A 22060-nucleotide genomic window follows, 5' to 3' on the forward strand; every position below is an offset into this window, starting at 1 on the left:
AGGGTTAATTTATGTTAAAACTAATTTCTCATATCAAAGCCCCAATTCAGCTTTTTGCGCAAGGTATCGAAGAAGCTGTAATCGTGAAACTTAACCAGTCTGGCGACAAATTTTTCCCGTTTTACTTTCAGCTTTACCGATGCATCCACCGCCGTGGATCGAGAGTCCAAGGATATCAAAAATTTCTTGCTCCTTCCTTCTATCGAAAAAGAGATTTCACTCTCATCAGAAACGATCATCGGTCTCACGTTCAAATTGTGCGGACTTACCGGGGTGATCACAAAATTCTTTGCAGACGGGGATATCAAGGGCCCTCCGCAGCTTAGGGAATAGCCCGTAGAACCAGTGGGCGTTGCCACAATCAACCCATCAGCCCAGTAACTGTTCAGGTACTCCCCATCAATGTACGTATGCACAATGATCATAGAGGAAGTATCCCGCTTATGGACCGTAAACTCGTTAAGTCCATAAGGAACACCATTAAACAGCTTCTGGTCTGCTTCCAGGTTTATCAATATCCTATCCTGTATCGTAAACTCTCCATCAAAAAGCACTTGAACTGCCTTTTCGACATCTTCTTTGGCAATCGTCGCCAAGAACCCCATCCTGCCGGTATTGATCCCCACGATCGGTACTTCATACTCTCCCACCAGCGACACCGTATCCAGCAAGGTGCCATCTCCCCCCACCGAAATCACAAAATCCATGTCTTCTAGTGTCTCACGGTCACCCAACACAGTGAATCCGGTAGCCTTAGCCCCGGATTTGTTCAAATATTTTGAAAATGCTTCGGTTAAATATAAATCGGTACCATGACCATGCAGCACATCTATCAACTTCTCTATATATGGCACAAATTCCTTTTGAAAACTTATACCATGGATGGTTATCTTCATTTGTTTTCTGTTAGATATTCAAAAATCGCATCAGGTTGTCCAGTCGGTCTTGTTCCTTGTTTTCATCCATTTCCTCCTGATAATGATCAATGACCTTGTACCCAAACCGCTCTAAGGTGGCCTTAATATGCCTAAGTTCAGTTTTGTCCACTTTTATCACCACCTTGATCTTGCTCTCATCCAATGGGTCGCTGGTCAAAAAACTACTCAGCACCTTGGCATTCTCCGACTCGATCACCCGTGCAATTTCATATAGACTATAATCCGTCATAAACATCGATAGCACCAACACCCCTCCTTGCGCTTGGATCGACAGGGTATCAGCAAAGGCTGCAATCGAATCCTCTAGTGTGACCACGCCATGATAGACATTATCATTGTCTACTACGGCCACCATATTGCTTTGGTATTCCGAAGCCACACGGAGAACGTCGTAGATATGTTTATCCTTCAACACAAAACAGCCTTCCGACTCCAGTGGAACATCGGAAACCAGGATATCTTCTTTATTGATCGTGTAAATCATCTCATCGGTAACCAGCCCCCTGAAATATCCTCCCTCCACTACTGGCAACACATCCGTACGAATCTCCTCCATCCATGACAGTGCCATCCTCACCTTATCCGTGAGTTTCAATGGAGGGATCATGTTGTTGATGAATTCGTACGCCTGCATGTTTTAAAGATATTAAATAGTATCCATTTATTAAAACGTAAAAAGAAGATACCGCGTACAGTTATGGCTTTTTTTGTTTTCTCCTGACTTTAACCCGGTTTAATGGAGTCAGCAACTCTAAACTTGCCAATGCTGGCACAACCCAGTACTTGATACTTAGTAACCTCAGTTCGATTATAAAACCGTTTCCGTACAGTGGTCGGAACATGCACTGCGAGGCTTAGGGGGGAGATTTGAGGAGTGGAAGCCGTGGCAGCTCGCCGCGGCGAGTTGCCACACCCTTTTCCAACCCACATCCTCCTAAAAAGGGTTTGCAATGACGCTTTTTATACTAAAATTAAGTCGAGCTCAGGTTAGTACTTAATACTTCATTTCTCCCTACTTGACACTAATCTTTCTTACGATTTCTCCCCAGTTTTTGATCAATGCCACACCATACTCGCTCAGGTGTGCTTCAGGGTGAAACTGAATACCCACGATAGGGAGGGTTCGGTGGGCCATGGCCATCAACTCCCCATGCTCGGTCTCCAAGAGCGGCAGAAGGCAATATGGCAACTCAGCAAGCTCCAAAGAATGATAACGGGTCACCTTAAACCGATCAGGCAAACCATTCAGCACGGGGTGGTCATTGAGCTTGATGACTGGGTGGACTTTACCATGCACGGGACGTTTGCCTTTTACCAGCGTGGCACCAAAAAACTCCCCTATACACTGATGTCCCAAACAGACCCCCAACACAGGCAATTTGTCATGAAAATAATCGAAAATATCCTTGAGATTGCCTGCCTTGGACGGTGTTTCTGGTCCCGGAGAAAGCACTAGACCATCGTATTTTCTCTCTTTCAGCAATGCCAATGGGGTATCATTCCTAACGATGTCCAACGCAAAACCCGCCTGCCTAAAGTAATCCGCTAGGATATGCGAAAAAGAATCAAAATTATCAATTAGTAACAGCATCCTGCGACTTTTCGACCAGTTCATTAATTCGTCCCACTGCATCCTGAATGACAGGGGTAATGGCTCCCATTGCATCAATCACCAGTGGCGCAAAAGGCTCCAACACACCAAAAAGATAGCTCTTCTCCAGTTCTTCACGTGGCATCTCCACACCAAAGGACATGGCCACCCAGATCAACAGACTAAGCATAAAGCCCCATTTCAGCAATCCTAGGATAGCACCTGCAAAATTATCAAAGGTCCCCAAGATGGTTAGGTCCAAGGTCTTCTTGACCAGATACGCCAATATCCGTATCGTAATCGTCACCAACAAAAAAATGATCAAAAAGGAAATGAAAGGCAGCATAAAGGTCAAGCTCTCCACCCGCTCTGCCAAAAGGTCCGCCCCCCAATGCATAAACTTAAAGGCAAACACTATCCCAATGATAAACGCCACAATAGATAATATACCAATAAACAGCCCTTGTCTATAGCCACTATAAGCCCCAATGGCCAATAATATCAGTATAATTATATCTATTGTGTTCAAATGGGTGATTTGTTAGTACGAAATTATGTGAGAGACCGGCACTTGGCTCTCCACCTTCAGTTTACAAGCTCGACTTCTATGCCAATAGCTGCTTGACTTTCTGTGAGATCAATTTACCATCTGCCTTTCCTGCCAGTTTTTTGGTCGCGGCTCCCATCACTTTGCCCATGTCTTTTGGCCCTTCAGCTCCCACTTCCGCAATGATCGCCTTCAACTCGCCTTCAAGCTCTTCTTCGCTCAATTGTTTCGGAAGAAATTCATTGATGATATCCAACTCTGATTGCTCAGTAGCGGCCAAATCTTCACGTCCCTGCTGCTCGTAAATCTCCAAAGAATCCCTGCGCTGCTTGGCGGCTTTGGTCAAAAGCTTCATTTCTTCATCCTCGGTCATGCCTTTTTCTGCCCCTTTGGTTTCTTCCAACATGATCATGGACTTAATGGACCGCAAAGCCCGCAAACGGTCTTTGTCCTTGGAGCGCATGGCGTTCTTGATCTCGGCTTCTATACTTTGCTTTAAACTCATTATCTTTATCTTTATGTTATTTAAGGTGTAATTTTGAACAAAATTAGAGCATAATTTAATAAAATGACCAAACTCAGCGTAAATATTAACAAGATCGCCACCATCAGAAATGCCCGTGGCGGGAATAATCCAGATGTGATCCAAGTCGCCTTGGATGCTGAAAAATTCGGCTCTCAGGGCATCACTGTACACCCTAGACCAGACGAAAGACACATTCGCTATGACGATGTCATGAAGCTTAAGGATGTAGTCACCACCGAATTTAACATCGAAGGTTATCCTGACAAACGTTTTATGGAAATAATTCGACTGGCACGGCCTGCCCAAGCCACCTTGGTGCCCGATCCACCCCATGTGCTCACCTCCAACACCGGCTGGGACACCATCGCCCACCAAGAGGAGCTGAAGGATATCATTGCTGAATTGCACGAATACGGCACGCGTACTTCTATTTTCATCAACCCTGACAAAAAACACTTCGAACCGGCCAAGCTCACAGGAACCGACAGGGTGGAGCTTTACACGGAGCCTTACGCCAGTAATTTTCATAAAAACAAACAGGAAGCGGTAAAACCGTACGTAGAAGTAGCCAATATCGCCAAAGAACTTGGCCTCGGCCTCAATGCCGGACATGATCTGGACCTGGACAATCTCCGCTTTCTCAAAGAAAGCATTCCCTTCTTGGACGAAGTGTCCATCGGTCATGCGCTGATCTGTGATGCGCTATATTACGGTCTGGAAAACACCATCCAGATGTACCGAAGGCAGTTGGAAATGGAGGAAGAATAATTAGTATTGAGTAATGAGCCGTGAGTCTTGAGTAGTGAGAAACTAAAACAGTTGTACCGAGGGCTGTGCCCCGGTACGCCAAAAAGTGGAGCGTTTGGCTCGACGGTAAAACAATTCAACAAAAAACTATAGCATGAAACTTAACTATAAAAAAGTAGGTCAAGGCAAGCCATTGATTATTCTGCACGGTCTTTTTGGTTCTGCTGACAACTGGCTCAGTATAGCTAAAGAGCTGGAAGAAGAGTATACCATGTACCTTCTGGACCAACGAAACCACGGGGACTCTCCCAAAAGTGATGAGTGGAGCTATAAAGCCATGGTAGATGACCTGGCCACCTTTATGACTTCACAAGGACTGGAGGCTGCCTATATCATGGGGCATTCCATGGGAGGAAAAACGGCCATGAACTTTGCGCTAAGACACCCCGGCAAAGTCAAAAAACTGATCATCGCCGACATCGCTCCACGTTATTATCCGCCCCACCACCAAACCATTCTCGAAGGGCTAAATGCGATCGACATGGACAGTCTCAAATCCAGAAAAGAGGCCGATGAGACCCTTGCCGAACATATCCCCGAAGCAGGAGTCAGGCAATTCCTCATGAAAAGCCTTGGCAGGGATGATGACCGCAAATTCGTATGGAAAATCAACTTGCCCGTCATCACCGAAAAAATCGAAAATGTGGGTGAAGGGCTCGATAGCGACAAGACCTATGATGGGCCGACCCTCTTCATGCGTGGTGCCAATTCTGATTATATCCAAGATAAGGACAAGGAAGACTTGGAGAAGTATTTCCCAGAACACAAACTGATCACAATCAAAAATGCCGGACACTGGCTCCATGCAGAACAGCCTGATGCCGTAGTAGCGACAGTCAAGGCATTTTTGGGATAAAGTCTCAAAAATAGCGAATCTGATAGCAATAAATTGCATAGAACATCAATGGTCTTCCGCAATTCTACCGCTTCCAATTTGCGCATTACCATCCATCTTTATTTGCAATATCCGTAAAAAGCACTCCCTTGATAGCAGTAAGTTGCACCGTTAACCGTCAATTATGAAAAAAGGAAAACTCTATCTGATTCCCAATGTTTTGGCAGAAGGCACAGGCCAGGAAATCATCAGTCCTCAGGTCAAAGAAGTGATCAGCCATACCACTTATTTCTTGGCAGAAAACCTCCGAACGGCCAGGCGATATATCTCCAGCCTGAGACTTGGACTCACGATCGAAGAGCTGCAGTTTGAGGTATTGGACAAAAAGACCAAGGCCACCCAAATGCCACAATTGCTCCAACCGATCTTTGACGGACATGACATGGGCATCATCTCAGAGGCCGGCTGTCCAGGAATCGCAGACCCGGGTGCAGTGGCCGTGGCATTTGCCCACCAAAAAAACATCCAAGTGGTACCACTTTCGGGACCTTCCTCCATGTTCATGGCACTGATGGGAGCAGGCTTCAATGGACAGTCGTTTACCTTTCATGGTTATCTTCCCATTGACAAAAAAGCCCGGGTGCAGGCCATCAAAAGCCTGGAAAGTGAATCCTCCCAATACCGACGGACACAGCTTTTTATGGAAACGCCCTTCCGTAACAACCACCTGCTGGAAGACCTGAAAACCCACCTTCATCCCAATACCAAACTCTGCATCGCCAAAAACCTAACCGCCAAAGACGAATTTATCCAAACCAAGACCATTGCAGAATGGCGCAAGGTGAAAATCGACCTCCACAAAATCCCAACGGTTTTTGTACTGGACACGAATTATTGAGGTGCTAAGGTGCTAAGGTTAACAGGTTTGTAGGTGATAGGTTTTTGGCAAGCCAATGCCTCCACACATCTCTTCAACCAACTAGTCAGCGTCTGGAGACGCAGACTAAGACTACTAAAATCTACTGACTTCTTCTTCAACTCAAAACCAATACCCAAGTTCAACCCGGTTTATGAATTAGGAATCGTTATAACCTGTCTCGATAGCTATCGGGAAGATTTGAAAGTGCAATAAAATCAGTTAGTTTGGAGATGTGAGCGTTGCGGCGGCGGGTCAGGTCGCAATAGATAGGCTAATGTATATTCCGGGCAATGTCGTTTAGTTAAGAAGATTTCCCAATACGGATCGTCCATTGAGAGAATTATGATTTTAATCCATGGTCTTTTTAAACATGTATAAAATGGATCCGCCTTGCAGGTATTGAGCGTTAAGAAATTAAAAAGCGGGCGGGCAATAAGGCAGGCTTGTCTGACGAAATGCTGCCCAAAAAGAATGTTGGCAGCTAAAAAGGAGGAGTTTGCCTGCATGAGGGCAGGTTTTAATTTTAGGCCAATAGATGCACAGCGGCGGGGTTTTTTGGTTACTTTTTTGACCTGAAGCAAAAAAGTAACAAAGGTAAAGAGATGAAAACTATCTTGGGATTTAGCAAGAAAAATAATTAAATCAATATTTCCAGATACACACCAACTAAACGACATTGATAGTCCGGGTTAAAACTATATTCACTATGGCAAATAAATCAACCTTATCAGAAATCGAAAAACGATTTGACAACGACGTGGACCGATTCTCCAATCTCGAAACAGGCCAAGCCTCCACCGTAGATGCACTTTTCAACATGGAATTGATCACAGATGGTATCGCCCAGCTGTATCCGGATTTGACCCAATTACTGGACATTGGGTGTGGAGCGGGAAATTACACGGTAAAGCTCCTATCCAAGCTTAAAGCAGCTCCAAACGTCACCTTGGCAGATCTTAGCCAGCCCATGCTGGAGCGGGCAAAAGAAAGGAGTGCTTCGCTTACTGATGGCGAAGTAACCACCATCAAAGGAGATTTCAGAAAGCTGCCGCTACAGGAAAACACTTACGATGTCATCATTGCCACGGCGGTACTGCACCACCTAAGGGATGATGAAGATTGGGAAACTGCTTTTATGAAGCTGCATCGTCTACTAAAGCCAGGTGGAAGCTTGTGGGTCTTTGATTTGGTCTCCCACGATGAGCCAAAAATCCAGGATTTACTGTACCGGCAAAAATACGGACAGTTTCTGGCCAATCTAAAAGATGAAAATTACCGGGACCATGTGTTCGATTATATCGAAAAGGAAGACAGTCCACGCAGCACACAATACCAAATAGATGTGGCCCAAAAAGCAGGCTTTCGTTCAACAGAGGTTTTGCACAAGCACCTTTGCTTTACCTCATACGTAGCCTTCAAATAAGCCCACCGATATATGGTCATTGAGCATGAGCCCCTTTTGGTCTGAGCCTCCGTTCCCTTTTTTTGGTCTGAGTCTCCAGACTCAGACCAAAACTCACAAAAGTCTCCAGACTTTCACATTTACATCTCCCTAAACCGGGTTAAAAAAGGCTGAAATTCTTCACTTGATCGATAAAGTGCACGGCACTCTCCGGAGACAATACCAAGATAAAACCAATACCAAATAAGGCTCCATACAAATGGGCATCGTGGTTAATGCTGTCATTTCCCTGTTTGCTCTTAATGGCCGAATAGCCTAGGAACAATATCCCCAAAATAAATCCAGGAAGGCACAGCAAGCCGAAAAGGCAAATATCCGCCATTGGCATAAGGATGATACTGGCAAAAACCGCAGCCGAAGTACCCCCTGAAGCCCCTAAGGCTTGGTAATGGGGATTATTTTTGTGTTTTAAATAAGTGGGAATATCAGCAATAACAATGGCCGCCAAGTAAAACGCTACAAAAACGACAATACCCACCATTCCACCGAAACGATAGGTCAAGTATTGCTCCACTAATCTCCCAAAAAAGTAAAAGGTAATCATATTGAACAATAAGTGCATTCCATCTTTATGGATAAAGCCAGAAAGCACAAACCGGTCATATTGGCCCCGCTCATTGACCAAATAGGGATTAAACATGCTCCTGGATAAGAAAGAATAATTCTTCCAGGCATAAAACGAGCTAAGTGCTGTAATAATGATGATCAGTACCGTTGCGGATAATTGCATTTCAAAAACAATAGGAAGGTGAACAATACCGGGGAATTACTTTTCCCGGTCAATTAGGTTTTGGGTCAGGCCTTTCAAGGCTACGAGTACCTCTGGTTTTTTGACTTCTAGGGCGCTCAGCTGTGCAAAACCCTGCTGGAAATAACTTTCCATCTTGGCTTCTGTTATTCGCTTGATCCCTAAACTGTCGTAAATGGCGGTAACTTTTTCCACCTTTTCCACTTTATCAAACTCATCTTTGCCGAGCCATCCTTCCAATTGTCGTTTTTCTTCTCCCGTGGCCAATTCCTTCGCTTTGATCAGCAAAAACGTCTTCTTATTGGCCAGGATGTCTCCACCCACTTGCTTGCCAAATTTCGCTTTGTCCGCATACACATCCAGCAGATCGTCTTTCAGCTGAAAGCCGATTCCCACATTAACACCGAATTCGTACAGGTGCTGGGAATCCTCCAGTGAAGCACCGCCCAAGATCGCACCGTATTGCAATGCAAAGCCCAATAATACGGCGGTCTTTTGTCGGATCATTTCCAAGTATTCCGACTCCGAGACCTGTTCTCGGGTTTCGAAATTCATATCATGTTGCTGCCCTTCGCACACTTCGGAGGCTGTTTGGTTAAAAAGCCGCAGACACACCGCCAACTTGTCCTCTGGAACATGCAGCAACATATCATATACTTTTACCAACATCACATCGCCAGCAAGAATTGCCGTATTGGTGTCCCATTTTTTGTGGACCGTGGCTTCCCCTCTCCTCAGGGGAGCCTCATCCATGATATCATCGTGCACCAAAGTAAAATTGTGAAAGACCTCCACAGCAGCTGCCGGAGTAAGGATCTTTTCATAATCATCCCTATAAAGGGAATACGCCAGCAAGGTCAGCAGCGGCCTGATGCGCTTGCCGCCGAGGCTCATAATATAGGCAATAGGGTCATAAAGCTGTTGTGGGTCATTCCCAAAAGAATACGCCCCTATGTGCTTTTCCAGCTGCTCTACCAGCTCTTGGCTGAGGTTGGTTTTAGTCGTTGTCATCTGCAAATTCCAAATCTATGGTTCTTCTGTCAATATCCGTGTTCGTTACACGGACCCTCACCTGGTCACCCAGTGTGATCATCTTTTTATTTTTTGCTCCAATCAGGCGCATGTTTTTCTCGTCGAACTCGTAATAATCATCCTCCAAATCCTGTAGCCTGATCATCCCCTCACATTTGGTTTCGGTGATTTCCACAAAAATCCCCCATTCCGTCACACCGGAGATAATGCCCTCATAGGCTTTGTCTTCGGCCAAGGACATGAACTCTACCTGTTTGTACTTAATGGAGGCCCTTTCTGCATCAGCGGCCCGCTTCTCACGTTCAGAGGAATGGATACATTTATCCTCCCAAGCTTCCTTATCGGCTGATTTGCCTCCATCCAAATAATGCTGCAACAGACGATGCACCATCATATCTGGATACCTTCTGATCGGAGAGGTAAAATGCGTATAATGCTTAAACGCCAGTCCAAAGTGCCCTTTTGGCTCTGTGGTGTAGCGGGCTTTGGCCATACTCCTGATCGCTAGCTGTTCCAGCAGATTCTGCTCTGGCTTGCCCTCTATTTCTCCCATCAGCTTGTTCAAGGTGGCAGCGACACGAGTCTCTTCCGTCATGGACACCTCATGGCCAAATTTTTTGGCGAAGTTCGCAAAAGTCTCCAAGCGTTCCAAGTCTGGGTGGTCGTGTGTTCTGTAAACAAAGGTATCCTCCCCTTTGTTTTTGCTAAACACAAATTCTGCCACTGCCTTATTGGCCATCAGCATATACTCCTCGATCATTTTGTGGATGTCCTTCCGCTCTTTCACCATTAGGCCAAGGGGGGTTCCTCTATCATCCAACTTAAACTTCACCTCCACGGTTTCGAAGTTAATGGCGCCATTTTGAAAACGACGTTTTCTGACTTTCTTGGCCAAGTTGTTTAGCAAAGTAAGCTCGGAATAAAAATCTCCTTCCTGCTGATCAATATTCTCCTGGGCTTCTTCATAGGCAAACCTTCTGTCCGAATGGATAACAGTTCGGCCAATCCAATGCTTCAGCACTTTTCCGTCCTCATCCATCTCGAATACACAGGAAAAGGTCAGCTTATCCTCATTGGGGCGCAGGGAGCACAGGCCATTGCTAAGCCGCTCTGGCAGCATGGGAATGGTGCGATCCACCAAATACACCGAGGTGGCTCGGTCATACGCCTCCTTCTCCAAGTTGGTATTGGGTTTTACATAATGGGTCACATCGGCGATGTGTACGCCCAATTCGATATTTCCATTGGGCAGGCGCTGGTAGGATATCGCATCGTCAAAGTCCTTGGCATCTGCCGGGTCAATGGTGAAGGTGGTCACCTCCCTATAATCCTTTCTGGATTTGATTTCTGCTTTGGAGATCTTTTCGGGAATGGCCTCAGCCTCCTCCACGATTTCTTCTGGGTATTCGAATGGTAGCCCAAACTCTGCCATGATGGAGTGAATTTCCACTTCATGCTCACCCGCTTCTCCAAGTACTTGGGTCACCTTTCCGGTAGGGTTTTTATCTTCCTCTCTCCATTCGGTGATTTTGACCACTACTTTTTGGTTATGCTGGGCACCATTCAGGTTGGACTTGTGAATGAAAATGTCATGGTGCATCTTTTTGAAATCGGACACCACAAAGGCAAATCGCGGGGAAATCTCCACCCGGCCGACAAATTCCTCTCGCGCTCGCTTGACGACTTCCAGCACCCTGCCTTCTCGTTTTTGGCCAGGATGTTTGGATGGATTTACCATGACACGGACTTTGTCGTCATCAAGGGCATTTTTCATGTCTCGTGCCTTGACCATGATATCTTCCTCATCCTTGCCCTTATTATCAGGCACTACAAATGCAAACCGTGCATTGACGAAATCTACTGTCCCTTCGATAAAATCAGGTGTTCTGGTAGAGGCAAAGTGATTTCGGGGATTTCTCGAAATACTGCCTGCCGCCACCAGCTTGTTCAATACCGGCTCCACACCGCCTTTGGTGATCTTGTCCCTGATGTTCAATTTTCTGATAATCTGCTTTAGCGAATATTCCTCACCATAGTGGCTATCCAAAAAATTGAGAATCCGCTCGGCCAGCTGGGCGGCATTGTCGATTGTGCCTGGTTTGCCCTTGCCTTTTCGTTGTTTTCTTGGTCTTTTGCTCATAAAAATTCTTTGTTTTCTTTAGCAGGCTGTACCTGCTCTAAATCTCTTTTAATGCCAAAACACGATGCTATTTTAATATTTACTGCTTTGGCTTTTTGATTTTCCTGACTGCGTCATTTTAATAGTGACTTTACATCTAAGGTGATTGTTTTTTTTAATGGTTGATAACAGTCAGGTACATTTCTTATTGATGGGTGACTTCACCCTTTTGACGCTTATTTGACGCTTACGCTTCTCTTTCTTCTGCATGAATCACATTGATCTTCATATCCCCTGGAAGCCCTTGATAGGCCAAATAGATTCTCGCCGTCACTTCTACATCCTTTAGGCAATAAATAGCAATGGATTTCAGGTCTTTCTGTTTATAAAATACTTCATTGACCTCGCTGCCATCGATATTGTCCTTAGAACTAGGGATATCAAAGATAGCTGCCAGCAGTTCTAACCTGGTGTAATGCTTATAATCCCCAAACTTCCACAGTTCCAGTGTATCAATATGCCGGATTTCCCAAGGCTTTTTCCCTGCCATTTGGAGCACTTCAGGTAGAGGCACTCTATTGATCAGCATTCTCCTGCAAAGATAGGGAAAGTCAAACTCTTTACCGTTGTGGGCACAGAGGGTCCAGTGTTTTTTCTCGAGGAGTTTTCTCAGTTCTAGCAAGGTATCATGCTCCTCTTCTTGGGCTATGTATTTAGTACGAAACTGCAACTGGTCTTGTTCGGGATCATAGAGGAAATAACCAACACCTACGCAGACCACCTTCCCAAACTCAGCATAAATACCTGCTTTTTCGAAATATAGTTCCTCAACTGACAAATCTCCTTCTTTGGACAGCTGTTTGGCTTTCTTGGCCCACTCTTGCTGCAGCCTTGGTGACAACCCATCCAACCGCTCCGTGAAAGAAGCCGTTTCAATGTCCAAAAATAAGATGTCCTTTAAGTCACTCAAAAAATCTGCCATAGTCCAAATCAAGGATGTAAAACGCCTTCTAGGTCAAGCGCTGGAATATATTGAATGTTCTCTTGGCTTATGCTCCCTTCTACGAAGACAAATTTCTTGTCAAATATCTGATCCAATATATAATAACTTACCCAGAATTCATTGTTCAATGCGAACAATTTGGGGTCAATGGGCTCGATTTTGGCGATGCTTTCAGCGCCCAGTTCTTCGATCATATGCCGTAGTGTCGACGTCTTGGTTTCTTCGCCGTTGAGCACGCCATACCCTTTGGAAGTCACCATCAGGTGATGTAATTCTATCATATTGTGGTTCATGATGTACACGCCCCACTCGGTATTACCTTCCACTTCTTCTTTGGCAATCGCCAGTTTCACTCCGGTCACCGGATGAAAATCAATGTCTTTCTTCATGTTAATACTGGAACATTTAACCCTTATTATTTACCCCAATTAGTCTTCCCACTCCATCTCAAACAAATCGGCCAGATGCTGTCGCACTTTCGCCTTTACCTCATTCTCGTCTACAGGCCTTCCCAACTCTAAGTGCAAAGACGTCACAGCCTTATCAGCGATACCGCAAGGGACGATATTGCCAAAATAGGAAAGGTCAGCGTTGACATTAAACGCAAAGCCGTGCATGGTCACCCACCTGCTGGATTTAACGCCCAAGGCGCAGATTTTCCGGGGATTGATCCGCTCCTTATGGTCCAGCCAGACTCCCGTGAGTCCTTCGATCCTGCCCGCTTCTATGCCATATTCCGCTAAAGTCAAGATGATCGCTTCCTCGAGGTAGCGAAGGTATTTATGGATATCCGTGAAGAAATTATCCAGGTCCAACAGCGGATAGCCGACCAACTGCCCCGGGCCATGGTAGGTGATATCACCTCCTCTGTTGATCTTATAAAACGTAGCCTCCTTCTCAGCTAGCTGCACTTCATCCAAAAGCAAATGGGTCAGCTCACCACTCTTGCCTATTGTATAAACATGAGGGTGCTCCACGAAGAGCAGGTAATTGGAGGTGGATAATTGTTCTTCAAGCCCTTTCTTTCTGTTTTCGATCTTGGCGGCCACGATCTCAGCAAAAAGCAACTCCTGATAATCCCAGGTCTCTTTATAGTCCTTCTTGCCTAAATCGATGAATTTTACTTTCTTATTAATAATATGATTCACAACGGGTTCCTTCCAATGATTTATGGTGATCAACACCATTTTTTGACGATGGGTTCTATTTTTTGGCAATACTAACCTGACTGATCACGGCGCCAAAACTTAACGTTTCACAAAATTAATAAAAAATACCATGGCACAGCACAATACAATGGGAAGCGATGCCGAAGGATTCGCTGCTGACTTTTTGATTTCCAAGCATTACACCCTTCTGGAAAAAATATGGATATCCGTGAAGAAATTATCCAGGTCCAACAGCGGATAGCCGACCAACTGCCCCGGGCCATGGTAGGTGATATCACCTCCTCTGTTGATCTTATAAAACGTAGCCTCCTTCTCAGCTAGCTGCACTTCATCCAAAAGCAAATGGGTCAGCTCACCACTCTTGCCTATTGTATAAACATGAGGGTGCTCCACGAAGAGCAGGTAATTGGAGGTGGATAATTGTTCTTCAAGCCCTTTCTTTCTGTTTTCGATCTTGGCGGCCACGATCTCAGCAAAAAGCAACTCCTGATAATCCCAGGTCTCTTTATAGTCCTTCTTGCCTAAATCGATGAATTTTACTTTCTTATTAATAATATGATTCACAACGGGTTCCTTCCAATGATTTATGGTGATCAACACCATTTTTTGACGATGGGTTCTATTTTTTGGCAATACTAACCTGACTGATCACGGCGCCAAAACTTAACGTTTCACAAAATTAATAAAAAATACCATGGCACAGCACAATACAATGGGAAGCGATGCCGAAGGATTCGCTGCTGACTTTTTGATTTCCAAGCATTACACCCTTCTGGAAAAAAATTACCGCCACAAACACGCTGAAATCGACCTGATTATGGTGCATCGAGGATTATTAATATTCGTGGAAGTAAAGTTCCGTAGCGGAACGGGTTTTGGCTACGCCGAGGAATTTGTCGATTACAAAAAACGCCAACTAATCATCCGGGCTGCCGATCATTATATTCACGAAAAAGACTGGCACAAGGACATCCGCTTTGATATTGTCGGAGTCTACAAGGACAAGGAAGGCACAATCCGATTTAAGCACTTTGAGGACGCTTTCTACTAAGCCTGCTACATTTGTAACGCACCCAAGTTTAAGGGACACAAGCCATTGGCCCTTAGGATTGCTTGATCATAATGCGGCAAATACCCTCTCCTGCATGTCCCTGATTTCACCCTTCGACACGCTCCGGATCATCACCCTCCTCACGTCTCACTTCTCATATCTCAAGTTCAATACTCATAGATCAGCTGACCATCAGCATTCCACTCCGCCTTGATATATGGCCTAAAATTCTTGGTAAAAGGCTGTTCTTGGTATTGGATTTCCCGCTTGCGAATGGTCTTTCCACCATCAGTATTCCAATATTCTGTCCATATTCCGACTTTTTCTCCATAATGGTATTCCCCCATTACAGCCAGTTGGCCATTTTCATAGAAGTGGTAAAAATTCCCTTCTTCAAGTTCATATTCTACTGGAATGACTTGCTCAATTTGCTGCTCACCTTTATTATAATACGTCACCCTGGAATCTTTCGGCCATCCTTCGTAGTAATGCCCCTTGTTCAGCAGGATGTTTTTTTGGTCAAAGGTCATCCACCGCTCATGCTTGGTGCCAAAGTAAAACATCCCCTTCTCCACCACAGCATCATCGATCCGCTTTTCATAAGGGCCATGCAGCAGGTATCCTTCTTCGGGATTAAACCCTTTGGTCCTGATCACATCATCTTTGGTATCCAGCCAATACACATCCCGCACATAGGGATTGACCATTTTATTCCTGGTAGTATAGTGGAATAGCTGATATTGGGTCTTTCCCCTGGCATTCACTCGGATAAAATCCCTACGGGTGCGCTCGCCATAGTAAATGTTTTTCTTCTTCTTTTTCCGCTTCTTTTTCTTTTCTTCTTTTCTCTTCTCATCGTCAAAAAGAAGAATAGGCGCAGTGGTAGGCAATAGCGAGCTCTCTACGACACCGGAGGAATCAGCCGGTACCGATCTGGACAAGGAGTCAAAACTCTGCGCCTTTACCAAACTGGTATTAAACAACAAAAGGAGTATGATTAGTGATTTTTTCATGCCAATAACAGGCTAAGCTCTGCACTATTTTTAATGATAACGTTTTAAATGGAAGAATCTATGTTCTAAATAAAAGAAAGGTTTAGAATTAACAAGCATAATCCTTAATTTTGCCCAATTATGAAAACGTCTGTAATCATTTCGATTACACCTTAGACTAAAAAGAATATTAAAGGTAACAATAAACTGACCATATAAAAACAATTATAAAGCAAATGAGCAGTATTTTATCAGACCGTATTAACAATATGGAAGAGTCAGCTACGCTGGCGATGGCCAAAAAAGCAAGAGAGCTGAAAGGCCAGGGAATCGACATCATCAGTTTGAGTTTGGGAGAGCCTGATTTCAAGACTCCACAGCACATCCAGGATGCGGCCAAGGCTGCCATAGATGAGGGGAAATATTTCTCTTATTCTCCAGTAGCCGGCTACCAAGACCTAAGAGAGGCCATTGCCCAAAAGCTACAGACCCAAAATAAAATCACTGAGGCCAAAGCGGAAAATATCGTCCTTTCTACTGGCGCGAAACATTCCATCGCAAATATCTTCATGTGCCTGCTCAATGAAGGTGATGAAGTGGTGATCTTCTCTCCCTACTGGGTGAGCTACGCCGAAATCATCAAGCTGGCCGGCGGCGTGCCCGTACTGATCGAAGGTACCCTTGAGAACAACTTCAAGGCATCAGCTGATCAACTGGAAGAGGCCATCACAGATAAGACCAAAGCAGTCATCTATTCCTCTCCATGTAACCCAACAGGGTCTGTATTCAGCAAGGAAGAACTCGAAGCCATCGCTGAGGTAATCAAAAAACACAAGGACATCTATATCGTAGCTGATGAGATTTACGAACTGATCAATTATACCGGGCAGCATGCCAGCATCGCGGCACTTCCCGGGATGTTTGACAGAACCATCACGGTCAATGGTTTCTCTAAAGGATACGCCATGACCGGCTGGAGAGTGGGGTATATTTGCGCTCCGCTTTTCATTGCCAAAGCTTGTGAAAAAATCCAAGGACAATTCACTTCTGGTGGTACCGGCATCGCCCAGCGTGCTGCCTTGGCGGCCATCACAGGCGACCAGTCGCCTTCATTGGAAATGGAAAAAGCCTATAAGAAAAGAAGAGAGCTTGTGTTGGAATTGCTCAGAGACATTCCCGGTATCAAGACGCACGTGCCTGAAGGAGCGTTCTACTTCTTCCCTGACGTGACCGCCTTCTTTGGCAAGTCTGCCGGTGAGATCAAGATCGAAAATGCAGATGACTTCTGTCTTTATATCCTGAACACGGCCCACGTTTCTGTAGTGACAGGCGCTGCTTTTGGCGCACCTAACTGCGTGAGACTTTCTTACGCTGCTTCAGAAGAGGAGCTTAAAGAAGCCCTGAAACGTATCAAAGATGCCGTAGCTAATCTTAGCTAGTAAAAGGTAATCCGAGGCTGTCTCATAAGTCCTCGTCATAGCGATTCCAATGGATATCGGAATCGTGATGACGGATGGGTCAATGATGAGACAGCCTCGTTTTTTTTGCCGTGATGAGTCCATCATTTTTTGTATCTTGCCGCTGTTATGGCCAAAGCACTTGTAATCACACCTGTCAAAAACTCGATCGAGACCACGCTGGAAACAGCCGAAGCCATCAAGGCATCATCTGTCCCGGTCATCCATAAAATATTCAATGATTTCAGCACGGCAGAAACCAAGGCCGCTCTGGACAAAAATGCCCCAAAGATCGGCTATGAGCTGGTGCATCTGGAAGAGGTCACGGACACTCCTTCTCCCAACTACAAGCTGGTCCTACAGATGGCCCAAAAGGAAGCCGTCAAAAAGCAACTCCCCCTGCTCGTAATAGAATCTGATGTGACGGTACAAAAGGACACCATCGAAAAAATGCTCCAATTCCTTCAAGATCATCAAAACGCCGGCCTCATCGGAGCCATCACGGTAGGCTATGACCAAAAAGTCAATTTCCCATACCTAAAATTCAAGGATGTCACAGAAACGGTCATTGATACGAAGAGGAGTTTGAGCTTTTGCTGTACACTGTTCAGCCCTGAATTGCTGACGGCTTATGATTTTATGCAGCTGGATCAGTCCAAAGACTGGTACGACACGTTTATCTCCAAAAAAGCCATCGAGTTGGGCTATAGCAACTATGTACTGATGGACACCCCTGTCCTTCACAAACCCCACGGCAGTCGCCCTTGGAAACAACTCAAATACAAGAATCCACTAAAATACTATTTCCTGAAATTTTGGAAAGGGATGGATAAAATCTAAAGCATCCCCAACCATCTCAGCATGGTATTGTAGGGCTTTGACCAGGACCGACGAAAACGAAGGGGGCCATTCAGCTCTCTTGAAAAATACGCTGCATGCCTAGCGTTAAGAAAAGCGATTCGTTTTCTTTTTATGGCAGCATTGGATGTCTTCTTTCGCTTGCTATTTGGCGTAAGACGGTAGTAAAACCCAATAAAGGGCAGCTGCACCACTTCTCCATCATCTTTCAGCATTTTGATCCAAAACTCCCAGTCTTCCCTGCCCATAAAGCGCATTTCTTCCGAATACTTTCCGGCTTTTTGCCAGTCTTCCTTTCTGAACAAGGCAGAGCAAAAAATCATATTGTCCAGCGCCAATTGATGTCGGCTAAAAGGCTTTAAGTTCCAACTCTTCTCCCCTGATTCATCAAACTTCACACCTTGGCTATAGACCACCTTTACGGCTGGTTGAGCCTTTAAAACCTTGACCGCGGCTGTGATGTAGTCCTTAGAAATAAGATCATCTCCATCCAGCGGAAGTATAATACTGCCATTTGCCTCTTCGATACCAATATTTCTCGCTTTAGAAACACCTCCGTTTTCTTGGTCAATGACCCTTACCACAGGAAATTCCTTTTCCACTGCTCTTGCTACCTGAAGGGAATCGTCTTTGGATCCATCGTTTACGATAATCACTTCCAAAGGGTGATAGGTGGAGCCAAGTACTGAAAGAACCGTTTCCCTGAGGTATTCCCCTTGATTATAACATGGGATGACTACACTTACAAGAGTTTCTTGTTCCGAAGAATGCATTGGTGATTGAATTAGTGAAGTTTATTTCAAGAGTCAAATATAAAAGGCATTTTCATTTCTATTGTCTAGAGTTATTAATTTAAATCGCAGTCTAATTCCATACCCATCTATTTTGTCTATAACCCCTCCTATTTTTGATCAATAGTCAACAAATGGAAAATCATTACAGGTAATTAGTATTTACAGTTAAGCTCAATGTAATATTTTTTTTCAAGAAAATTATTTTCCTCTATGCATTGTATAGAGGAAACGTATTGAAAAAAATGTCCCCGTCCCAGTCAACATTTATATCTGCCGTTCCTATGGAACTTAACCTATATATGTATAACAATTTACTATATGATCAATTAGACATAATGCGCAGTCGCTAACTACAAAACCCATAATACCCTTAATGAATCTCCTTAATCTTGCAAGTAGCCAAACTTTATAAGAAAATTGTTTTTGTATTATATTCAGGTGTAAATCGCTTTCAAAAGGTCTTCATGAATGCTACGCATTTTCATTGATGAAAAGAGCCAAAAACCTAGTCCGGTGGTGAGTTCTTTAAATTGGAACAGGTAAGTTTTCCAGCGAGTACGATTCGGACCCCAATTTAATTTCAGAAAACTGCTCCGGCCTGAAAATGAATGGGTCTCGCTGTTCCACGACGCGAGCCAACTCCCTTTCTTAACGGCCTCCACCATCGGCTGGAAAACAGGCATACCAAGGGCCGTAATCAAGGAAGCGATACCTTTTTTGGCTCAGGGGGGCTTATAGTTCTCGCTCAACTTGGTTACTTAAGAAAATATACCACTAAATGGAATAATGATGATAATTTATCCATAAGAAACTTATTAATCGGATCCGCCTTGCAGGTATTGGGCGTTAAGAAATTAAAAAGCGGGTGGGCAAAAAGGCAGGCTTGTTTGACGAAATGCTGCCCAAGGAAAAAATATAGAACCCATATTTTCCAGATACACACTAACTAAACGGCATTGTTTCTGGGTTAAAGTGTCAGCGGCAGGGATGACGCCAAGCCACCTTAACGATCCCCCCAGACTAGACCACAAAAAGGAGGATCTATTTTAGAAGAATTTTCCTAAGGTTTTTAACAAATGGGCAAAACAATCCATAATTACCAAACCTAGGTACAATACATCTATTATTGGTGTATACATCTTTTTTTGTTGAAAAAACACTAGTTAATTTAGTATTTTGTGACTATTCCAGTAATAAACCCGATATTTTATAGATAAATATTTTGCGTTATATAGAAAAAAATTACTACATTTGTCTCGGGTGATTAAGCAACTTTTTCTACTACCGACTTTTAGTGTGTGTAATTGAGTTGGAGGTTATTTTAATAATTATTTTTTATAAACCTCCCTTTTCTTTTCTTTAAAAATATCAAATGATACCAAAGCCATCCCTGCCCCTTCAAGGATGGCTTTGGTATTAATGGCTTTTGAAATAGTTGTGGGCCAAGCATGGATCAAGCCATATTTCTGAGGGGATTTTCGATACACTTTCTTAACATCGCTATTCCCTATGGATCATTGGAATACAGCGCTAGGAAGATAATTGCTGCTAAAACAATTAGGTTATTTTTAGTATTTACCTTGCGCGATGGGTATTGGGCCCTTTCAGGTTTTCTTTGTGCTCCTTGGCTTTTCCAGTTTAAGAAAAAATCAGTGCAAGTCTGTACCATCAGCGTTCTAATCAGAACCAAGCTCCCCTTGCCCACAAGCCCTAACACCACTGTTTATCTGAATATTAACACAAACTTAAAACAGAATCATGATAATTCCCTCAAAAATTGGCGTCCTTGCCACTGCTTAAAAATCGCAAGGAGATCATGATTCAGACCATCGCTACCGTCATCTTACTATTTTCGGCATATTTGCTGGCCACCTTATCTTTCTTTACCTATCACGGCAAGATGAAAACATTTTTTGTCAAAGCTTACTTGGTCTCCGGAACGGTAGCTGGTGCATTGACATTTTTCTTTATGAGACTCTTCATTAATTGACTCCAGCCCCACCTGTCACTATCCCCCGCCAGTAGTATCGTCCTACCCATTACTAAATAGTAATTTGGAGAAATCAGGGTAAACTCCCCTATTTTTGTTATACTTACTAGATACAGGTTTCGGATTTTTCGAAACACCCAATCTTTTAACCTCTCTTTATGCGAAAATGGGCCTTTATTTTAATTATGATATGTGCCTTTCCATCCACCGAACTGCGGGCGCAAATCCAAAATGACACCAGTTATTTTGAAAGATTTCCAGAGATGGTAACCGGCAGGATGTACATGTCCAGAAAATATACGGGTGTGGACATCAATGATCGGCTGGGAGAAATCTCCACGCTTCGCTATCGGCCCAACTCCACACTAAACCTTGGGGTGGGCGCCTCATACAATGTATTTACCTTAAACTTGGCATTAGGATTTGGCTTTTTGAATCCTGAAGTAGGAAAAGGCGACACCAAGTACCTTGACGCCCAAGTGCACGCTTACCCGGACAAGTGGGCGATTGACGGATTTGCTCAAATCTACAACGGCTACCACCTTGTTCCCGAGGGGGATTTTGCCATAGAAAATGAAAATTATTACTACCGTCCAGACATGAAAGTCAGGGAATTTGGGGCTTCTGTAAAATACGTCTTCAATGGCGAGAAATTTTCCTACAAAGCTGCCTTTCTCCAAACAGAATGGCAAAAAAAATCCGCAGGCTCCTTATTGGTCGGAGGCGAAGTATTTGGGGGATTGGCGAAAGGAGACAGCTCTTTGATTCCCTCACAGGCCATGATCGATCCATCAAGGGATTTTGACAAGTTATTTTTCGTGGAAGCAGGGCCCAACATCGGGTATGCCTACACCTTGGTAATTGACCAGCATTACTTTGTAATGGGCTCAGCTACCGGGAATATCGGGGTAGGGTTCACCAATCAATATGGTCTGGAAAAAACGACCAACTGGTCGGTTAATGCAAATTACTTCCTCAAGGCGAGTGTTGGATACAACTCCGAGCGATGGGCTGTCAATGCCAACTATGTTTATAGCAAAGTCCGATTGGCCAAAAACAACGACTTCAACAATAGTATCCTTACTGGAAATTATCGACTCAACCTCATCTATCGCTTCATACCAGGACCTAAAGGGAAAAAAGTCCTTGATGCCATCAACCCCTACCATTACTTGAAATAAGACAATATGAGTCTCCGGAATCATACTCGTAGCCAAACTTA

Annotated in this window: 24 protein-coding genes and 1 pseudogene; 9 read left to right on the forward strand and 16 right to left on the reverse strand. The window is 44.3% G+C overall.

Features of this window, described 5'->3' with window-relative positions; genetic code table 11:
• Positions 1 to 20: 20 nt before the first annotated feature.
• From DN752_RS09615 to DN752_RS09635, 5 genes are all read right to left on the reverse strand, one after another.
• Positions 21 to 896: an NAD kinase gene (locus DN752_RS09615; RefSeq protein WP_112783738.1), complete on the reverse strand. Its 876-nt coding sequence runs from the start codon at positions 894 to 896 to the stop codon at positions 21 to 23.
• A 10-nt stretch (positions 897 to 906) separates the two neighbouring features.
• Positions 907 to 1572, reverse strand: a complete 666-nt coding sequence (locus tag DN752_RS09620) for a CBS domain-containing protein (protein WP_112783739.1) — start codon at positions 1570 to 1572, stop codon at positions 907 to 909.
• 378 nt (positions 1573 to 1950) lie between these two features.
• Positions 1951 to 2529, reverse strand: a complete 579-nt coding sequence (locus DN752_RS09625) for an anthranilate synthase component II (RefSeq protein ID WP_112783740.1) — start codon at positions 2527 to 2529, stop codon at positions 1951 to 1953.
• Entirely contained in the window at positions 2513 to 3058 is a 546-nt protein-coding gene (locus DN752_RS09630; RefSeq protein ID WP_112783741.1) for a CvpA family protein, read from the reverse strand. Before DN752_RS09630 ends, DN752_RS09625 begins: the two co-directional genes overlap by 17 nt.
• Before the next feature lie 76 nt (positions 3059 to 3134).
• On the reverse strand, positions 3135 to 3581 hold the full coding sequence (locus tag DN752_RS09635; RefSeq protein WP_112783742.1) for a GatB/YqeY domain-containing protein: 447 nt from the start codon (positions 3579 to 3581) through the stop codon (positions 3135 to 3137).
• A 63-nt stretch (positions 3582 to 3644) separates the two neighbouring features.
• Here DN752_RS09635 and DN752_RS09640 point away from each other — a divergent pair, with 63 nt between their 5' ends.
• The 3 genes from DN752_RS09640 (at position 3645) to DN752_RS09650 (ending at position 6142) form a co-directional block, all read left to right on the forward strand.
• On the forward strand, positions 3645 to 4370 hold the full coding sequence (locus DN752_RS09640; protein ID WP_112783743.1) for a pyridoxine 5'-phosphate synthase: 726 nt from the start codon (positions 3645 to 3647) through the stop codon (positions 4368 to 4370).
• Positions 4371 to 4503: 133 nt separating this feature from the next.
• Complete coding sequence (locus DN752_RS09645) at positions 4504 to 5265, forward strand: alpha/beta fold hydrolase (protein ID WP_112783744.1); 762 nt, start codon at positions 4504 to 4506, stop codon at positions 5263 to 5265.
• 163 nt (positions 5266 to 5428) lie between these two features.
• On the forward strand, positions 5429 to 6142 hold the full coding sequence (locus tag DN752_RS09650; RefSeq protein WP_112783745.1) for an SAM-dependent methyltransferase: 714 nt from the start codon (positions 5429 to 5431) through the stop codon (positions 6140 to 6142).
• A 236-nt stretch (positions 6143 to 6378) separates the two neighbouring features.
• Here the strand turns inward: DN752_RS09650 and DN752_RS09655 are convergent, their stop codons facing one another.
• Entirely contained in the window at positions 6379 to 6840 is a 462-nt protein-coding gene (locus tag DN752_RS09655; RefSeq protein WP_112783746.1) for a hypothetical protein, read from the reverse strand.
• 29 nt (positions 6841 to 6869) lie between these two features.
• Between DN752_RS09655 and DN752_RS09660 the strand changes: the two genes are divergently transcribed.
• A complete protein-coding gene (locus tag DN752_RS09660; RefSeq protein WP_112783747.1) occupies positions 6870 to 7586 on the forward strand; it encodes a class I SAM-dependent methyltransferase in 717 nt (238 codons plus the stop codon).
• 139 nt (positions 7587 to 7725) lie between these two features.
• Here the strand turns inward: DN752_RS09660 and DN752_RS09665 are convergent, their stop codons facing one another.
• The 7 genes and pseudogenes from DN752_RS09665 to DN752_RS09700 all read right to left on the reverse strand — a co-directional run.
• On the reverse strand, positions 7726 to 8355 hold the full coding sequence (locus DN752_RS09665) for a rhomboid family intramembrane serine protease (RefSeq protein ID WP_112783748.1): 630 nt from the start codon (positions 8353 to 8355) through the stop codon (positions 7726 to 7728).
• 36 nt (positions 8356 to 8391) lie between these two features.
• Positions 8392 to 9384: a polyprenyl synthetase family protein gene (locus DN752_RS09670; RefSeq protein ID WP_112783749.1), complete on the reverse strand. Its 993-nt coding sequence runs from the start codon at positions 9382 to 9384 to the stop codon at positions 8392 to 8394.
• Positions 9371 to 11545 (reverse strand): ribonuclease R, encoded by a 2175-nt coding sequence (rnr, locus tag DN752_RS09675; RefSeq protein WP_112783750.1) that lies wholly within the window; start codon positions 11543 to 11545, stop codon positions 9371 to 9373. The genes DN752_RS09670 and rnr overlap by 14 nt, the downstream gene beginning before the upstream one ends.
• Before the next feature lie 226 nt (positions 11546 to 11771).
• Positions 11772 to 12506: a 3'-5' exonuclease gene (locus DN752_RS09680; protein ID WP_112783751.1), complete on the reverse strand. Its 735-nt coding sequence runs from the start codon at positions 12504 to 12506 to the stop codon at positions 11772 to 11774.
• 8 nt (positions 12507 to 12514) lie between these two features.
• Positions 12515 to 12916, reverse strand: a complete 402-nt coding sequence (locus DN752_RS09685) for a hypothetical protein (RefSeq protein WP_112783752.1) — start codon at positions 12914 to 12916, stop codon at positions 12515 to 12517.
• 39 nt (positions 12917 to 12955) lie between these two features.
• Complete coding sequence (lipB, locus tag DN752_RS09690) at positions 12956 to 13675, reverse strand: lipoyl(octanoyl) transferase LipB (RefSeq protein ID WP_112786490.1); 720 nt, start codon at positions 13673 to 13675, stop codon at positions 12956 to 12958.
• Between the two features lie 207 nt (positions 13676 to 13882).
• Positions 13883 to 14260: pseudogene (locus tag DN752_RS09700) on the reverse strand (lipoyl(octanoyl) transferase LipB); the annotation flags it as partial.
• Between the two features lie 130 nt (positions 14261 to 14390).
• Between DN752_RS09700 and DN752_RS09705 the strand changes: the two are divergent.
• A complete protein-coding gene (locus DN752_RS09705) occupies positions 14391 to 14747 on the forward strand; it encodes a YraN family protein (protein ID WP_112783753.1) in 357 nt (118 codons plus the stop codon).
• 167 nt (positions 14748 to 14914) lie between these two features.
• On the opposite strand, the gene DN752_RS09710 is transcribed toward DN752_RS09705, so the two are convergent.
• Complete coding sequence (locus DN752_RS09710) at positions 14915 to 15760, reverse strand: toxin-antitoxin system YwqK family antitoxin (RefSeq protein ID WP_112783754.1); 846 nt, start codon at positions 15758 to 15760, stop codon at positions 14915 to 14917.
• A gap of 215 nt (positions 15761 to 15975) precedes the next feature.
• Here DN752_RS09710 and DN752_RS09715 point away from each other — a divergent pair, with 215 nt between their 5' ends.
• Together DN752_RS09715 and DN752_RS09720 are read left to right on the forward strand one after the other, a co-directional pair.
• Positions 15976 to 17178 (forward strand): pyridoxal phosphate-dependent aminotransferase, encoded by a 1203-nt coding sequence (locus DN752_RS09715; protein ID WP_112783755.1) that lies wholly within the window; start codon positions 15976 to 15978, stop codon positions 17176 to 17178.
• A 147-nt stretch (positions 17179 to 17325) separates the two neighbouring features.
• Positions 17326 to 18036 (forward strand): glycosyltransferase, encoded by a 711-nt coding sequence (locus DN752_RS09720; protein WP_112783756.1) that lies wholly within the window; start codon positions 17326 to 17328, stop codon positions 18034 to 18036.
• Here DN752_RS09720 and DN752_RS09725 read toward each other — a convergent pair.
• The gene (locus tag DN752_RS09725; RefSeq protein WP_112783757.1) at positions 18033 to 18827 is read right to left on the reverse strand and encodes a glycosyltransferase family 2 protein; all 795 of its coding nucleotides are present in this window, start codon (positions 18825 to 18827) and stop codon (positions 18033 to 18035) included. The two genes, DN752_RS09720 and DN752_RS09725, sit on opposite strands and share 4 nt — an antisense overlap.
• A gap of 455 nt (positions 18828 to 19282) precedes the next feature.
• A complete protein-coding gene (locus DN752_RS24455) occupies positions 19283 to 19531 on the reverse strand; it encodes a hypothetical protein (protein ID WP_162633183.1) in 249 nt (82 codons plus the stop codon).
• Between the two features lie 1133 nt (positions 19532 to 20664).
• Here DN752_RS24455 and DN752_RS24675 point away from each other — a divergent pair.
• Together DN752_RS24675 and DN752_RS09740 are read left to right on the forward strand one after the other, a co-directional pair.
• Positions 20665 to 20838, forward strand: a complete 174-nt coding sequence (locus tag DN752_RS24675; protein ID WP_170134447.1) for a hypothetical protein — start codon at positions 20665 to 20667, stop codon at positions 20836 to 20838.
• A gap of 185 nt (positions 20839 to 21023) precedes the next feature.
• The gene (locus tag DN752_RS09740; protein WP_112786491.1) at positions 21024 to 22019 is read left to right on the forward strand and encodes a DUF4421 domain-containing protein; all 996 of its coding nucleotides are present in this window, start codon (positions 21024 to 21026) and stop codon (positions 22017 to 22019) included.
• Positions 22020 to 22060 lie beyond the last annotated feature (41 nt).

Origin of the sequence: Echinicola strongylocentroti, assembly GCF_003260975.1 — a bacterium.
GTDB classification, from domain to species: domain Bacteria; phylum Bacteroidota; class Bacteroidia; order Cytophagales; family Cyclobacteriaceae; genus Echinicola; species Echinicola strongylocentroti.

What these genes read in the sequence shown, in the direction of transcription:
- DN752_RS09615 (WP_112783738.1), bottom strand. Translation starts at nt 896, where the DNA reads ATGAAGATAACCATCCATGGTATAAGTTTTCAAAAGGAATTTGTGCCA.
- DN752_RS09620 (WP_112783739.1), bottom strand. Translation starts at nt 1,572, where the DNA reads ATGCAGGCGTACGAATTCATCAACAACATGATCCCTCCATTGAAACTC.
- DN752_RS09625 (WP_112783740.1), bottom strand. Translation starts at nt 2,529, where the DNA reads ATGCTGTTACTAATTGATAATTTTGATTCTTTTTCGCATATCCTAGCG.
- DN752_RS09635 (WP_112783742.1), bottom strand. Translation starts at nt 3,581, where the DNA reads ATGAGTTTAAAGCAAAGTATAGAAGCCGAGATCAAGAACGCCATGCGC.
- DN752_RS09640 (WP_112783743.1), top strand. Translation starts at nt 3,645, where the DNA reads ATGACCAAACTCAGCGTAAATATTAACAAGATCGCCACCATCAGAAAT.
- DN752_RS09645 (WP_112783744.1), top strand. Translation starts at nt 4,504, where the DNA reads ATGAAACTTAACTATAAAAAAGTAGGTCAAGGCAAGCCATTGATTATT.
- DN752_RS09650 (WP_112783745.1), top strand. Translation starts at nt 5,429, where the DNA reads ATGAAAAAAGGAAAACTCTATCTGATTCCCAATGTTTTGGCAGAAGGC.
- DN752_RS09655 (WP_112783746.1), bottom strand. Translation starts at nt 6,840, where the DNA reads ATGTCGTTTAGTTGGTGTGTATCTGGAAATATTGATTTAATTATTTTT.
- DN752_RS09660 (WP_112783747.1), top strand. Translation starts at nt 6,870, where the DNA reads ATGGCAAATAAATCAACCTTATCAGAAATCGAAAAACGATTTGACAAC.
- DN752_RS09665 (WP_112783748.1), bottom strand. Translation starts at nt 8,355, where the DNA reads ATGCAATTATCCGCAACGGTACTGATCATCATTATTACAGCACTTAGC.
- DN752_RS09670 (WP_112783749.1), bottom strand. Translation starts at nt 9,384, where the DNA reads ATGACAACGACTAAAACCAACCTCAGCCAAGAGCTGGTAGAGCAGCTG.
- rnr (WP_112783750.1), bottom strand. Translation starts at nt 11,545, where the DNA reads ATGAGCAAAAGACCAAGAAAACAACGAAAAGGCAAGGGCAAACCAGGC.
- DN752_RS09680 (WP_112783751.1), bottom strand. Translation starts at nt 12,506, where the DNA reads ATGGCAGATTTTTTGAGTGACTTAAAGGACATCTTATTTTTGGACATT.
- DN752_RS09685 (WP_112783752.1), bottom strand. Translation starts at nt 12,916, where the DNA reads ATGAAGAAAGACATTGATTTTCATCCGGTGACCGGAGTGAAACTGGCG.
- DN752_RS09705 (WP_112783753.1), top strand. Translation starts at nt 14,391, where the DNA reads ATGGCACAGCACAATACAATGGGAAGCGATGCCGAAGGATTCGCTGCT.
- DN752_RS09710 (WP_112783754.1), bottom strand. Translation starts at nt 15,760, where the DNA reads ATGAAAAAATCACTAATCATACTCCTTTTGTTGTTTAATACCAGTTTG.
- DN752_RS09715 (WP_112783755.1), top strand. Translation starts at nt 15,976, where the DNA reads ATGAGCAGTATTTTATCAGACCGTATTAACAATATGGAAGAGTCAGCT.
- DN752_RS09720 (WP_112783756.1), top strand. Translation starts at nt 17,326, where the DNA reads ATGGCCAAAGCACTTGTAATCACACCTGTCAAAAACTCGATCGAGACC.
- DN752_RS09725 (WP_112783757.1), bottom strand. Translation starts at nt 18,827, where the DNA reads ATGCATTCTTCGGAACAAGAAACTCTTGTAAGTGTAGTCATCCCATGT.
- DN752_RS24455 (WP_162633183.1), bottom strand. Translation starts at nt 19,531, where the DNA reads ATGCCTGTTTTCCAGCCGATGGTGGAGGCCGTTAAGAAAGGGAGTTGG.
- DN752_RS24675 (WP_170134447.1), top strand. Translation starts at nt 20,665, where the DNA reads ATGATTCAGACCATCGCTACCGTCATCTTACTATTTTCGGCATATTTG.
- DN752_RS09740 (WP_112786491.1), top strand. Translation starts at nt 21,024, where the DNA reads ATGATATGTGCCTTTCCATCCACCGAACTGCGGGCGCAAATCCAAAAT.